General features: G+C 70.0%; 8 protein-coding genes and 1 tRNA gene. 5 read left to right on the top strand and 4 right to left on the bottom strand.

The genetic code is table 11. From position 1 onward, the window contains the following. Positions 1-354: 354 nt before the first annotated feature. Positions 355-428: transfer RNA gene (locus tag KOI35_RS06745), tRNA-Thr, on the bottom strand. 136 nt (positions 429-564) lie between these two features. On the opposite strand from KOI35_RS06745, the gene KOI35_RS06740 reads away from it, so the two are divergent. Further along, positions 565-1,650 carry an ABC transporter ATP-binding protein gene (locus KOI35_RS06740; RefSeq protein ID WP_215785164.1) on the top strand — a complete coding sequence of 362 codons (1,086 nt, stop codon included), beginning with the start codon at positions 565-567 and terminating at the stop codon, positions 1,648-1,650. Between the two features lie 63 nt (positions 1,651-1,713). Here the strand turns inward: KOI35_RS06740 and KOI35_RS06735 are convergent, their stop codons facing one another. Beyond that, entirely contained in the window at positions 1,714-4,536 is a 2,823-nt protein-coding gene (locus KOI35_RS06735) for a hsp70 family protein (RefSeq protein WP_215785163.1), read from the bottom strand. 58 nt (positions 4,537-4,594) lie between these two features. On the opposite strand from KOI35_RS06735, the gene KOI35_RS06730 reads away from it, so the two are divergent. From KOI35_RS06730 to KOI35_RS06720, 3 genes are all read left to right on the top strand, one after another. Beyond that, positions 4,595-5,023 (top strand): GNAT family N-acetyltransferase, encoded by a 429-nt coding sequence (locus tag KOI35_RS06730; protein ID WP_215785162.1) that lies wholly within the window; start codon positions 4,595-4,597, stop codon positions 5,021-5,023. Next, entirely contained in the window at positions 5,020-6,186 is a 1,167-nt protein-coding gene (locus KOI35_RS06725; protein ID WP_215785161.1) for a low temperature requirement protein A, read from the top strand. Before KOI35_RS06730 ends, KOI35_RS06725 begins: the two co-directional genes overlap by 4 nt. A 275-nt stretch (positions 6,187-6,461) precedes the next feature. After that, positions 6,462-9,746: a S8 family serine peptidase gene (locus tag KOI35_RS06720; protein WP_308120824.1), complete on the top strand. Its 3,285-nt coding sequence runs from the start codon at positions 6,462-6,464 to the stop codon at positions 9,744-9,746. Between the two features lie 57 nt (positions 9,747-9,803). On the opposite strand, the gene KOI35_RS06715 is transcribed toward KOI35_RS06720, so the two are convergent. Next, positions 9,804-10,619 carry a hypothetical protein gene (locus KOI35_RS06715; RefSeq protein ID WP_215785159.1) on the bottom strand — a complete coding sequence of 272 codons (816 nt, stop codon included), beginning with the start codon at positions 10,617-10,619 and terminating at the stop codon, positions 9,804-9,806. Between the two features lie 116 nt (positions 10,620-10,735). Between KOI35_RS06715 and KOI35_RS06710 the strand changes: the two genes are divergently transcribed. After that, positions 10,736-12,502, top strand: a complete 1,767-nt coding sequence (locus KOI35_RS06710; RefSeq protein ID WP_215785158.1) for a potassium channel family protein — start codon at positions 10,736-10,738, stop codon at positions 12,500-12,502. On the opposite strand, the gene KOI35_RS06705 is transcribed toward KOI35_RS06710, so the two are convergent. Further along, a complete protein-coding gene (locus KOI35_RS06705; RefSeq protein ID WP_215785157.1) occupies positions 12,476-13,699 on the bottom strand; it encodes a DUF4032 domain-containing protein in 1,224 nt (407 codons plus the stop codon). The genes KOI35_RS06710 and KOI35_RS06705 overlap by 27 nt on opposite strands. Between the last annotated feature and the right edge of the window lie 88 nt (positions 13,700-13,787).

The following is a 13,787-nucleotide window of genomic DNA, read 5'->3' as shown; positions in this document are numbered from 1 at the left end:
GTCCTAGAGGTCGACACCCTGGGGCGCTGCCCCAGACCCCGGCGCATCACAAGGAGATGGGGCGGGGCGGGGGGGCTTGGGGGTTCTCCTCGCGGCGGCAGCCAGAGCGAATCGCAAAGTGAGGGAGGGCGCAACCAAACACCGGTTGCGCCCTCCCTCACTTCACGATGAGTGCGAGCGGCCGTCGCGAGGAGAACCCCCAAGCCGAACTTGGTGTGTGGTCGTGCACGACCAACCAGCCGTGAGCGATTCGCCGACCTTGCGCCCGTAACGTGGGGGTCTGGGGGGTCGCCCCCCAGGTGCGAATGCGAGGAGGCCGGTGCGCGCATTTTGCGCACAGGGAGGCCCCCGACGAGCCCCCGGTCGGGGTCGAACCGACGACCTCCCGTTTACAAGACGGGTGCTCTGGCCAACTGAGCTACAGGGGCGTGGATGCCAGCATAACGGCTGTGAACTTGCTGGCTGTCTTGGCATGGACTGTAAAAACCTTTACGTTTACAGGGCTGTTCCTTCTACTCGGATCGTCCGGCACGTTCCTGCCGGTGGAAAGGAAGTCGATTCACCATGGCTACGGTCACCTATGACAAGGCCTCGCGCATCTACCCGGGTTCTGAGCGGCCCGCGGTCAACGAGCTGAACCTCGAGATCGGCGACGGAGAGTTCCTCGTTCTGGTTGGTCCCTCGGGATGTGGCAAGTCCACCTCGCTGCGCATGCTCGCCGGGCTCGAAGATGTCGACCGGGGACGCATCCTGATCGAGGGCAAGGACGTCACGAACCTGCCGCCGAAGTCGCGCGACATCGCGATGGTCTTCCAGAACTACGCTCTCTACCCGCACATGTCGGTGTACGAGAACATGGCGTTCGCCCTGAAGCTGCGGAAGACCAGCAAGGCCGAGATCGACCGCCGGGTCAAGGAAGCCGCCGCGCTCCTGCAGCTCGACGAGTACCTGTCCCGCAAGCCGAAGGCGCTCTCCGGTGGTCAGCGTCAGCGTGTCGCCATGGGCCGCGCGATCGTGCGTGAGCCGCAGGTGTTCCTCATGGACGAGCCGCTGTCGAACCTCGACGCGAAGCTCCGTGTGCAGACCCGTTCGCAGATCGCGTCGCTGCAGGCCAAGCTCGGTGTCACCACGGTCTACGTCACGCACGACCAGGTCGAGGCCATGACCATGGGTCACCGCGTGGCCGTCATGCTCGACGGTGAGCTGCAGCAGTGCGACACCCCGCGCGCCCTGTACGACACCCCCGGCAACGTCTTCGTCGCCGGCTTCATGGGCTCGCCCGCCATGAACATCAAGACCGTTCCGCTGACCGAGACCGGCGGCAAGTTCGGTGCCTTCACCGTGCCGCTGACCCGCGAGCAGGTCGCGGCCGCGCAGAGCGGTGGCGGCAAGGTCACCGTCGGCTTCCGTCCCGAGGCGGCCGAGCTGACCACCGAGGCGGCCGGCGCGCTGCCGATCGTCGTCGACCTGGTCGAAGACCTCGGCTCGGACGCCAACGTCTACGGCCACGCCGACCTCGACGGCTCGCAGGAGCGCTTCGTGGTCCGCACCGACCGTCGCAGCATGCCGAACATGGGCGAGACGGTCTACATCAAGCCGCAGACGACCGGCATCCACGTGTTCAACGCGGAGTCCGGCATTCGCATCTGAACGACTGAGCGGTAGAAACCGGGCGGTTCCCCTGCGAGGGGGAGCCGCCCGGTTCTCGTTGTACTACTTGGCGAACTGGCGGATCACGAAGTCCTTCTCGGTGGCGCAGACCAGGCGCGTCGTGTTCCACGAGCAGGTCTCGGTGTAGGCGTCGGGCAGCGCACCCAGCTGCGCCGGGTCGTCGCCGAGGTGGCGGCCGGCCAGGGCAGGCTCGGTGTCGTAACCGGCCAGCGGTTTGCTGAACTCGAGGACGTTCGTCCGGTCGAGGCGGACCGCGGCACGGGTGCCGGCCCACACCTCCTTGCCGTTCGCGTCGATCAGGCGGGTGGCCGACGAGTAGCTCGCGATGACGGCCTCGCCGACCGGGACCAGGACGCCGGCGTCGGGGGCCGCGGTCTTCCAGACGAGTTTGCCGTCGGTCACGTTGACCGAGATGACCTGGGCGTTCTCGTCGCCGGCACCGGTGCCTTCGATGGCACAGACCCGGTCGTCGCCGCACGGGGTGAGCTGGAACAACCGCGCGTCGGAACTGGACGCGGTGTAGATGATGTCGACGCCGTCGAGCTTGTCCAGCCCGTACGCGACCAGGCGGTGGGCGCCCTCCGACTCGCGCACGATCAGCCGGCCGTTGTGGGCCACGATCTCGTCGTTGGTGCCGGCCACGTTGGGGCGGGTGGCCTTGATCTCGCCGGTGTTCCCGTCGATGACCCGGGCCGAACGGTCGCCGCCGATCTGCACGAACCGGGGGTCGTCGTCGAGGTCGGGGTTGAGCGGGCGGCCGGTGGGCCCGGCCGGGCCGGACAGGTCGGCCGGAGTGGAGGCGCTGGCCAGCGCCGGGGCGGACGTGCCGGCCGGGTCGTCCTGACTCCACTTCTCCGCGCCGGTGGCGATGTCGAGGCCGAGCAGCCGCTTGTTCGCGCGGTCGTCGACGACCGCGCGTTCCCCGGTGAACCAGACCTCGTCGTCGCCGCCCAGGGTGCGGTCCCAGAGCTTCTCGCCCTTGTCGGCGCTGAGCACGACCAGGTAACGGGTGCTGGTCTGGTAGTCGTCCTGGCTGATCAGGGCCACCCCGACCGGCAGGGCGATCATGGTTTCCCAGCCCTTGGCCGTGCCCGCGTCGGAGTTGGTCCACGCGGGCTTCGTGGCGTCGGTGTCGATGGCGACGACACCGGCCTTACCGGTTTCGTAGTCGGCGTTGCCCAGGTAGGCGCGGTTGCCCCGGACGACGGCGTCTTTCCAGCCCGAGTTCATCGGGACGGCGGACGCGATGTCGACCGGTTCGCCGAGCTGCGCCAGATAGTCGAGGGACGGGTTGCGCGGCCAGAGCGTCCAGGCCGCGGTGGCCCCGGCGGCGAGCACGAGCACGACCGCCGCGGCGCCGACCGCGATCCAGCGGCGACGGCCCCGGCGGGGCTTGGCCGCGGGCGCGGCGGGGCCGCCGGGCGGCGAGGTCTCGTTGGAGGCGAGCCACGACTCGTTGCTGGGCGGCCCGAAAGGTGTCGGTGTGCCACGCCCCGACGGCGTGCCGGGAACTGACGGCGAACCGGAGTACGCGTGCTCGCCGGCGGCGATCGAGGCGGCCTCGCCGGTGGCCCACGGGTCGACCGGCTCGGCATAGTTGCGGTCGTCCGGCGGCCCGGCCGCCGGGGGCGCCGGCACCGGAGCCGGAACGGGCGGCGCGGCCGGGAACGGCGTCGGGGTGGTCGACGCCATGGTGGCGGTCAAGGGCCCGTCAGCGGCCGCGGTGTGGTCCGGCGCATCTGACAGATCGGGCGACGCGGCGGTGGTGGCGTCCGGATTGGAGGAACGGGCGGCGCTCAGGGTGGCGCCCTCGGCGACCGGCAGTTCGGGCTGTTCGAGCACGGTCGGTGCGATGCCCAGCTCGCTGTGCAGCAGCCGGGCCACCAGCGGCACCCGGGACGAGCCGCCGACCAGGAACAGTCCGGCCAGGTCGGCCGGCTTGAGACCGGCGGCGGCGATCACCGCGCCCGCCTCGGCCACCCCACGGCGTACGAGGGGATTGCTCGCCGCCTCGAGCTCGTCGCGGGTCAGGTGGATCGCCTGCTCGACGCCGGGCACCGGCACCGGGGCGAACGAGCTGCGCGAGAGCATCTCCTTGGCGCCGCGCACGTCTTCCCAGAACTGCCGCCGGGCCCGCCACTGGGCCAGCGTCACCGGCTCGGTCAGCGCCTGCCAGGCCGCCGGTTCCGACCCGGCCAGCGACTTGCCCAGGTGGTCGACCAGGGCGGCGTCGAGGTCGAGCCCGCCCAGGTCGTCGATGCCGCCGGAGGCGGTCACCGAGAAGGCCGCGCCGGGCCCGTCGTGGCGCACCACCGCCACGTCGAGGGTGCCGCCGCCGAAGTCGAAGACGGCCAGCGAGGAGCCGATCGGCAGCGGTCGCCGCAGCACCTCGGCGAAGTAGCGCGCGGCGGCCACCGGTTCGGTCAGCAGCGCCGTCTCGGCCGGCCAGCCCGCGCGGCTCAGCGCCTCGGTCAGCACCGCGCGCCGGGGCGCGCCCCAGGACGCCGGGTAGGTGACCGTGGCCGGGGGCAGGAAACCGGCGGTGGCCACGGCCTCGCGGGCGACCGCCTCGAGCAGGGCGGCCAGCAGGTCGGCGGTCGGCACGCCGGCACCGTCGCCGAGCAGCACTGTCTCGTCGTCGACGTGGCGTTTGGGGTGCGGTTCGAGGCGGGCCGGGTCGGCCTGGCCCAGGCGCAGCGCGTCGACGCCCACGTGCAGCCGGCCGCCGGGGTCGAGATAGACCGCGGACGGCAGCAGGGGGCGCCCGTCGAACAGCAGCGGCCGAGTGCGCCCGTCCGGCCGTCGCAGCATGGCCACTGTGTGTGAGGTGCCCAGGTCGACGCCCAGCACGAACCCATCCGTCACGGGCGTCATGCTAGTGCCCGGGTACGACCAGCCCCATCGGCTCTCTAGTGTGACCTGCATGCGGATCGATCGGATCACGGAGGCGGCGGCGGTGCACGCGGCCTCCGAGTTGTTTGACGCGCCTCCCCTGGCCGAGGCGACCGAGCGGTTTCTGGCCAGCCCCGGGCACCACCTGCTGATGGCGTACGGGGAAACGGGTCTGGCTCTGGGAATGATCTCCGGTGTCGAGATGACCCATCCGGACAAGGGCACGGAGATGTTCGTCTACGAGCTCTCGGTGGCCGAGAGCGCGCGCCGGCAAGGGGTGGCGACCGCGCTGGTCACCGAGCTGGCGGCGATCGCCCGGCGCAACGGGTGCTACGGCATGTGGGTCGGCACCGAGCCGGACAACGAGGCCGCGCTCGGCACCTACCGCAAGGCGGGCGCGTCCGAGGAGGCGCCGTTCGTGCTGCTCAACTGGGACCTGCTGGTCGAGGGAGAGCGATGAGCTGGCTGACCCCGATGCGGGCCCGGTCGTCCGACGAGCCGCACCGCGCCTCGACCCCGCTCGAGCTGTTCTTCGACCTCTGTTTCGTGGTCGCGGTGTCGCAGGCCGCCCTGCCGCTGCACCACAGCCTGGCCGAGGGACACGTGCTGGTGGCTCTGCGTGGCTTCCTGATGGTGTTCTTCGCGATCTGGTGGGCCTGGATGAACTTCACCTGGTTCGCCTCGGCCTACGACACCGACGACGACGTCTACCGGATCACCACGCTGGTGCAGATCGCCGGCGCGCTGGTGCTGGCGGCCGGCGTCGACACCGCGTTCGAGCACTCCGACTTCACCGAGATCACCATCGGCTACGTGATCATGCGGCTGGCCCTGGTCGCGCAGTGGCTGCGGGCCGCGCGGTCGGACCCGCAGCGGCGGCCGACGGCGTACCGCTACGCGATCGGCATCTCCGCTGTGCAGGTGCTGTGGCTTCTGCGGTTGCTGCTGCCGGCCGAATCCGCGCTCACCGTTCCGGTTTTCCTCGGGCTCGTGCTGCTCGAACTGGCCGTGCCGATCTGGGCCGAGAACGCGCGGGGCGGGCCGACCACCTATCACCCGCACCACATCGCGGAACGGTACGGGCTGTTCACGCTGATCGTGCTGGGCGAGTCGGTGATGGCGGCGGTGGTGGCATTCCACGACGCGTACAACGAACGCGCGGAATTCACCGCCGGGCTGACCCGGCTGGCCATCTCCGGCGTACTGATCGTCTTCGCGCTCTGGTGGATCTATTTCGATCGATCCGCGCATGGCCTGCTGACCTCGCTGCGGACGTCAATTCTGTGGGGTTACGGCCATTACTTCATCTTCGGGGCGGCCGCGGCGGTCGGGGCCGGATTGTCGGTCGCGGTGGACCACGTGACCGAGCACGCCGAGATCTCCTCGACCCTGGCCGCGTACGCGATCGCCGTTCCGGTCGCGGTCTACCTGTTCTTCGTCTGGCTGCTGCACCTGCGACCGCATCAGAGCGGGACGCTGCGGTACGCGTACCCGATCGTCGTGGTCGTGATTCTGCTTCTGCCGTTCGTGCCGGGCTCGATCGAGCTGATCGCCGCGGTGCTGGTCGCACTCGTGGCGGTCATGATCACGGTCGGCCGGCGCACTCCCGATCCGATCGCATAACCCGGGGCGGATGGCCGCCGGAGTATGGAACGCAGCGTGTCCATTCAAGTATGGACATTTGCCTTCCCATGCCCCGATAGTCGCGCGTCGGCGAAGAATTTCCGTGACCTGCGGTAACTCGCAGGAAATCATCGCGCATAGATGCGTACGGGCGAATGTCACGGGCTAGTCACAACGTCATCGAGCGTAGTGACTTTAATGCCGATCGATCGGAAGATCCGTGGGATGCGCTCAGTGAACCCCCGCTGGGCGCCTTCCTTCCGGAGGACCCGTACGTGAGACAAGAATTCACTTGGGGCCGGCGAACCTTCACCTCTGTGCTTGCCGTCGGTGTCGCCGCCGGTGTGACGCTGAGCGGTTCGGTTCCGGCCTTCGCGGCGCCGGGCGACGACGTCCCCGCGGCCCTGCAGAAGGCGGCCCCCAGCCCCGCCACGCCCAAGGAAGCGCCGGCCGACACCCTCGGTGCGCACGACGCCGAGCTGCTGGCCAAGGCCGAAGCCGCCAACAAGAAGTTCGTCACCGTCATCGTGGCGACCGAGGCCGGTAAGTCGGCCGACGTGGCCGCGCGGATCAAGGCCCTCGGTGGCGTCGTCACCCAGCAGTTCGACCAGGTCGGCTATGTGCTCGCCTCGGTGCCGATCGCCAAGGTGGTGACCGCGGCCAACCTGCCCGGCATCCAGGCGATCGACCTCGACGAGACGATCAAGCTGCCCGAGGCCGACCTCTCCGGCAAGGGCTCGAAGTCGTCGGCCACCCTGGCGCCGCCCGGACCCGACACCAAGGCCGTCAACCCGTACATGCCGAACGACGAGATCGGCTCCGAGGGCTTCAAGAAGAAGAACCCGAAGTACGACGGCCGTGGCATCACGATCGGCATCATGGACTCCGGTGTGGACATCGACCACCCGGCGCTGGCCAAGACGACCACCGGCGAGCGGAAGATCACCGACTGGGTCACCGCGACCGACCCGCTGCTCGAGGGCGACGGTTCGTGGCGCGCCATGCTGACCGCGGTCGCCGGCCCGTCCTTCACGTACGCGGGCTCGACCTGGAAGGCGCCCGCGGGCAACTACCGGATCAACCGCGTGGCCGAGTCGATCTCGGCGGCCTCCGACGCGGCCGGTGACTTCAACCGCGACGGTGACACCACCGACACGTGGGGCATCCTCTACGACACGGTCACGCACGACATCCGGGTCGACACCAACCAGAACTTCGACTTCACCGACGACGCCGTGATGCGGCCGTACAAGGAGAAGTTCGACGTCGGTCACTTCGGCACCGACAACCCCGCCACCGCGGTGGTCGAGCGGATGCCGTTCGTCGTCGAGTACCGCGAGGACGTCGACCTCACCCCGGCCGGCCTGCCCGGTCAGACCGCCGACTTCGTCAACATCGGCGTCCCGGAGAGCCTGCACGCCTCGCACGTCGCGGGTATCGCCGCCGGTAACGACCTGTTCGGCAACAAGGCGTTCGACGGTCAGGCGCCCGGCGCCAAGATCGTGTCGTCGCGGGCCTGCTCGTGGGGCGGTGGCTGCACCGCGGCCGCGCTGACCACCGGCATGGTCGACCTGGTCGTCAACCGGGGCGTCGACGTGATCAACATGTCGATCGGCGGCCTGCCCGCCAACAACGACGGCAACAACGCGCGCGCCCTGCTCTACAACGACCTGATCAAAAAGTACGGCGTGCAGATGTTCATCTCGGCCGGCAACAGCGGCCCGGGTGTGAACACGATCGGTGACCCGTCGGTCGCCAGCGACGTCGTCAGCGTCGCGGCCAGCATCTCCAAGGAGACCTGGCTGTCGAACTACGGCTCGGAGACGCGCAAGAAGCTGCAGCTGTTCCCGTTCTCGTCGCGTGGCCCGCGTGAGGACGGCGGCTTCAAGCCGAACATCGCGGCGCCCGGCTCGGCCGTCTCGCTGTCGCCGACCTGGGAGGTTGTCCCCGGTCTGACCACCGTGCCCTACGTCCTGCCGCCGGGCTACTCGATGCAGAACGGCACCTCGATGGCCTCGCCGCAGGCCGCCGGTGGCGCCGCACTGCTGCTCTCGGCCGCGAAGCAGAACAAGCTCACGGTCTCCCCGGCGTCGCTGCGCCGCGCGCTCTACACGACGGCCGACATGATCGCCGACGAGGACGTCAACGAGCAGGGCTACGGCCAGATGAGCGTGCCGGACGCCTGGAAGCTGCTGACCAAGAAGTCGCCGGTCAAGGACTACACGTCGTCGGCGCCGGTCTGCACCCCGCTGTCCGGCGGGTTCGCGACCCCGAACGTCGGCACCGGCTACTACAACCGCTGCGCCGCCGGCGCGGGTGGCCTCAAGGCGGGCCAGTCCAAGGTCGTCAACATCAAGCTGACCCGTACGTCCGGCCCGGCCTACCCGGTGCTGCACAAGCTCAGCTGGATCGGTGACAAGCGGAACTTCAAGTCGGCCTCGACGGTCGTGCTGCCGCTCAACAAGACCGTCACCGTGCCGGTCATCGTGACGGCCGACGAAGGACTGAACACCGCGATCCTCAAGGTCGACGACCCGGCCACCCCGGTGGTCGACTTCGAGGTGCTGAACACGGTGATCGTGGGCGACGACGTCAAGAAGCCTTCGTTCGCGAAGTCCTACACGGGCGCCGTCGACCGCAACTCGACCACGTCGTTCTACGTGACCGTGCCCGAGGGTGCCAAGGCGCTGCAGGTCGACCTGTCCGGCATCGCCGCCGGCTCGCAGACCCGGTTCATCGCCATCAACCCGTGGGGTGTCCCGGTCGAGAGCACGGCCAGCACGGCGTGCTACACCAACTTCTCCGACGCGGCCGTCTGCAAGCCGGAGGAGCGCTCCTACGAAAACCCGATCCCGGGTATCTGGGAGCTCGAGGTCGAGTCGCGCCGCACGTCGCCGACGCTGCGCAACGGGTTCGACCTGACCGCCAAGGTCCAGGGCGTCACGCTGACCCCGGCGACCGTCACGCTGCCCAGCATCCAGGCCAACGTGCCCGCGCCGGTCAGCTTCACCGTCAAGAACGACTTCGGTCCGGTGACGGTGACCGCGCAGGGTGGCCCGCTCGGCAGCGCCAACCGCCAGCGTCCGTCCATCGCGGACGGTGCCAGCCAGGAATACACGATCGTCGTGCCCGAGGGTTCCTCGCGCCTCGACGTCGCGATCGGCAAGACGAGTGACGCCTCGGCCGACCTCGACCTGTCGCTCTACCTGGGTGACACGCTGGTCGGCCAGAGCGCCGACGGCGACTCGGAGGAGTCGGTCTCGCTGGCGAACCCGGCGGCCGGCACCTACACCGCCGTGGTCGACGGCTACGCGGTGCCCGCGGGCACCACGGAGTACGACTACCTCGACGTCTACTTCAGCCCGGCCCTCGGCTCGGTCTCCGTGCCGGCGACGCCGGTCAAGCTGGCCAACGGCGCGTCGACGACGGTCTCCGGCACGGTCACCGCACTGTCGGTGCCGCCGGCCGGCCGGACCCTGTCGGGTGAGGTGGCCATCGTGACGGACGAGGGTGCGGTCGTCGGCCGCGGCCCGATCATCATCTCGGCCGTTACTTCGTAATCAGCGCCAACGAGAAGGCCCGCCCGGTGTACCTGCCGGGCGGGCCTTTCGCTTGTCCTACTTGTACTGCTGGTCCACTCCGGCCACCGGGCGGCCGTCGTTGGTGAACGGGCGATGCTCGGTGGTGGTGTCCGGGTCGATCGGCTCCTCGTGCAGCCGGGGGTCGTCCGGGGCGGCCGTGGGTGCAGGCGTGGTCGTCGTCGGCACCGGGGAGCCGTCGGTGGCCGCGGGCATGATCGCCACGCCACCGCCGGGCATGCCCGAAACATCCGGCTTGTCGGTGGCCGGGAGCGTCCGCGGCTGCCGGTTGGCCGGCAGCAGCCCGCCGAGGCCGCCGAGCAGCGGGATCCCGCCGTCGAACGACTCGGTCGACTGGTCCGCGGCCGGCTGGTCCGATGTGGACCGGCCGGAACCCGGCAGGTCGTCGAAGTTGAAGTCGCCGACCTGGCCGTTCGGCATCATGCCGGTGAGCAGCGGCAACCCGTTCGACCCGAAGATCGGCAGGCTGCGGACCGGCAGCGTACGGGTCGACCCGCGCACCACGTCGGCATCGGGCAGGATCTGCGGGCGCTCCTCGCCGGCCGCCTCGGCCTTGTTGACCTGGGGCAGCGCGCCGCGCAGGTTGGTCGAGTTCTGACCCGGCTTGAGCTGGGCCACCGGGACCCGGGCGAGCGGGCTGTCGTTCAGCGAGCTGTACTGCAGCGGATTGTCGACATTGACCCCGTTGCTCTGACCCAGCAGGTCGGCGAGCCGCTCGTCGGCCTGCTGGGCCGCGGTGTCCGCGCCGGGAAGCAGGTCGGCCTGCGCGGGCGCGGCCGCGAACAGGAACAACCCACCGGCGATGGCGGCTCCGGCATACCAGAACTTGCGCACTGTTCTCCTCCTGGAATGATCGGGGATCTTGCTATCCCCCCGAATTCGGACGAAAGGCGTCGGATGGGGCAACGACTGGCCCCGCGCACCGGTTCCGGCTGACTACGATCGCGAGCGTGGCTACGGATTCGGCGCGCAGATCCCTCGTTGCCCGGCTGCGCGAGCGAAACGGCGACGCCCGGCCGCATTTCGTGGTCTGCGGATCCGATGCGCTCGTCTATACGCTGGCCGACGAACTCGCCAACTCCGGGCGCATCCGGCTGACCGTGATCACGCCGCCCCACCTGCGCCCGTCGGTGCCCGATCTCGACGATCTGAAGTCGCGCGGGGTCCGGGTGATCAGCGCGGCGCGGCTCGACGAGCGCACGTTCCGCGAGGCCGGCCTGGAGGGCGCCGCCGCGCTGGCCCTGGTGATGCCGGACGACATGGTCAACCTGCACGCGGCGTTGTGCGCCCGCGCCGTCGAGGGCGACCTGCGGCTGGTCATCCGGATGTTCACCACCAATCTCGCGTACGGGGTCCGCCGCCTCTTCGCCGACTGCGCGGTGCTCTCCGATGCGGCGATGGCCGCGCCCGCGTTCGTCGCCGCCGCGCTCGGTGAGGTGGCGCCGACCCATTTCCGGTACGCCGCCCGCACCCTCACCGTGGCCGAGCGCGGCGACGTACCGGAGAGCGCCGCCCTGCTCACGCTGGCCACGTTCGACGACGGCGGCCGCATCCGGGTGCTGCCCGCCGAACCGGGCCCGCCCGACCGGAAGCCGGCCGACCTGGTGCTCGCCGAGGCCACCGGTCGCCCGGCGGCGCAGGCGGTGACCGCGCGCCGCTGGGCCCGGGCCGGCCGCCGCCGTCGTCCGTGGCTGTCGATCGGCCGGGCCGTGCGCGCCGGCCTGACCCGCAAACTGGGCATCGCGGTGCTGGTCGCGCTTGGTCTCACGGTGGTGTCGGGCACCCTGCTGGCCCACTTCACCGGCGTCGACGGTTTCTGGACGTCGATCTACGTGACGCTGCTGACCATGGTCGGATCGTCCGATGTGCAGCCCGACAACCCGGCCGGGGCACAGGCCGCGCAGCTCGTGCTCACCGTGGCCGGTGTCGCGCTGCTGCCGCTGATCACCGCCGCGGTGGTCGACGGCGTGGTCAAGACCAGGCTCGCGCTCGACCGGGGCGCCGTGCTCAAGGTCCACACTGGGCACATCGTGCTGGTCGGGCTGGGCACGGTCGGCACCCGGGTGCTGCGCCAGCTGATCGACCTGGGCCTGGACGTGGTGGCGATCGACCGTGACCCCAAGGCGCGCGGTGTCAAGGTGGCCGAGTCGCTGGGCGTACCGGTGGTCACCGGCGACGCCGCGCAGGAGGAGACGCTGGTCGCGGCCTCGATCCAGCACTGTCAAGCTCTGGTCGTGGTGTCCACCAACGACGCGGTCAACCTGCAGGCGGCGCTGCACGCCCGGGCCGCTCGCGAAGACATCCGCGTCGTGCTGCGGCTCTACGACGAAGATTTCGCTCAGCGGGTGCAGACCGCTTTCAACGTCAACATCTCCCGCAGCGTCTCGCGATTGTGCGCGCCTGCCTTCGCCGCCGCCATGCTCGAGCGCGAGGTGCTGGCCACGATCCCGGTCGAGCGGCACGCGCTGCTGGTGGCCGCGGTGCGGGTGCTTCCCGGCTCGGCGCTCGACGGCGCTGCGCTGGCGACGGCCGAACGGCCCGCGAGCACCCGCGTGATCGGGATGACGGCGGCCGGCTCGGAATGGGTCGACTGGCTGCCCGACGGCCGCCGGGTGCTGGCGCCGGACGACGAGATCATGGTGGTGGCCCGCCGGGCCGGGCTGCGCGCCCTGCTCGAGGAGGCGAGCCCGTCAGGCGACCCCGCCGCCGGCCAGTGAGCCCACCTCGATGCCGAGCACGGCCTGCTCGTCGGGCTTCTGGGTGAGCACGTCGGTCAGATAGGACTGCACGGCCGGGGCCATGCCGACGTCGCGGCCGGCGCGCTCGGACAGCAGCCACTTGTGCTGGATGATCTGGGTGAAGATCTCTTGCGGCTCGAGCTTGTGCCGCAGGTCGGCCGGGACGGCCCGGACCACCGGCTCGAACACCTCGGTCAGCCAGCGGTGGGCGGCCTGCTGCTCGTCGGTGAGCAGGCTCTCGGCGCGATAGGTGTCCAGGTCGTTGAGCAGCTGGCGGGCCTGGTTCTCCTCGGCGTCGAGGCCGGTCAGGCGGAGCAGGCGACGGGTGTGATAACCGGCGTCGACGACCTTGGGGCGGATGCGGTAGCCGCCGTCCACCGTGGACATCGCCACCTCGGCCACGTCGAAGCCGAGCTCGTTGAGGCGGCGGATGCGGCCCTCGATGTCGTGCCGGGCATCACGCGACACTTCCTGCTCGTACGTCACCTCGTGCCACAGCCGCTCGTAGCGGGCCACGATGTCGTCGACCACCTGCTCGGGGTCGATCGACTCGTGCAGCAGCTCGGCCGCCTGCAGGTCGAGCAGCTCGCCGAAAATGTTCAGCCGCAGGATCTCGATGTCTTCGAGGCGCTGCCCCTCGGACAGTCGCGGATAGAGGTTGCCGGTCTCGGCGTCGACCAGATAGGCCGCGAACGCACCGGCGTCGCGGCGGAACAGCGTGTTCGACAACGAGCAGTCACCCCACGAGAAACCGGTGAGATGCATCCGCACGATCAGGGCGGCCAGCGCGTCGAGCAGGCGGTTGAGCGTGTTGGGCCGCAGCGTGTGCGAGAACAGCGCGCGGTAGGGCAGTGAGAACTGGAGATGCCGGGTGATCAGCACGGTTTCCAGGGCCTCGCCCTCGGGCGTCTCGCGGTCGGTGACGATGGCCACCGCCTCGACGGCCGGGAAGTCGATGCGCTCGAGCGCGCGCAGCAGGTCGTACTCCTTTTCGGCGATCCGCTCGCGCGTCTCCTTCAATGCGTAGACCACGTCGTTGAGCTTCACGAACCGCACGATGTGACGCGAGATGCCCTGGGGCAGGGCAACCAGGTGATCGGCCGGCCACTCCTCGAGCGGAATGCCCCACGGCAGATCCAGCAGCGCCGGGTCGACGACGGCGGAAGTGATGCGCACGCAACCAGTGTGCACGCTTCCCGGTCCGCGTCGCTGCCACAGGTGGCTCGTTACACAGGTGCGAGAACGCCGGATTAGTACATATGTC

This window comes from Paractinoplanes bogorensis, from assembly GCF_018829635.1.
Lineage (GTDB): Bacteria > Actinomycetota > Actinomycetes > Mycobacteriales > Micromonosporaceae > Actinoplanes > Actinoplanes bogorensis.
The sequence above is the reverse complement of the archived record's forward strand: the minus strand, read 5'-3'. Positions and strand labels throughout refer to the sequence as shown.

What these genes read in the sequence shown, in the direction of transcription:
- KOI35_RS06740 (WP_215785164.1), top strand. Translation starts at nt 565, where the DNA reads ATGGCTACGGTCACCTATGACAAGGCCTCGCGCATCTACCCGGGTTCT.
- KOI35_RS06730 (WP_215785162.1), top strand. Translation starts at nt 4,595, where the DNA reads ATGCGGATCGATCGGATCACGGAGGCGGCGGCGGTGCACGCGGCCTCC.
- KOI35_RS06725 (WP_215785161.1), top strand. Translation starts at nt 5,020, where the DNA reads ATGAGCTGGCTGACCCCGATGCGGGCCCGGTCGTCCGACGAGCCGCAC.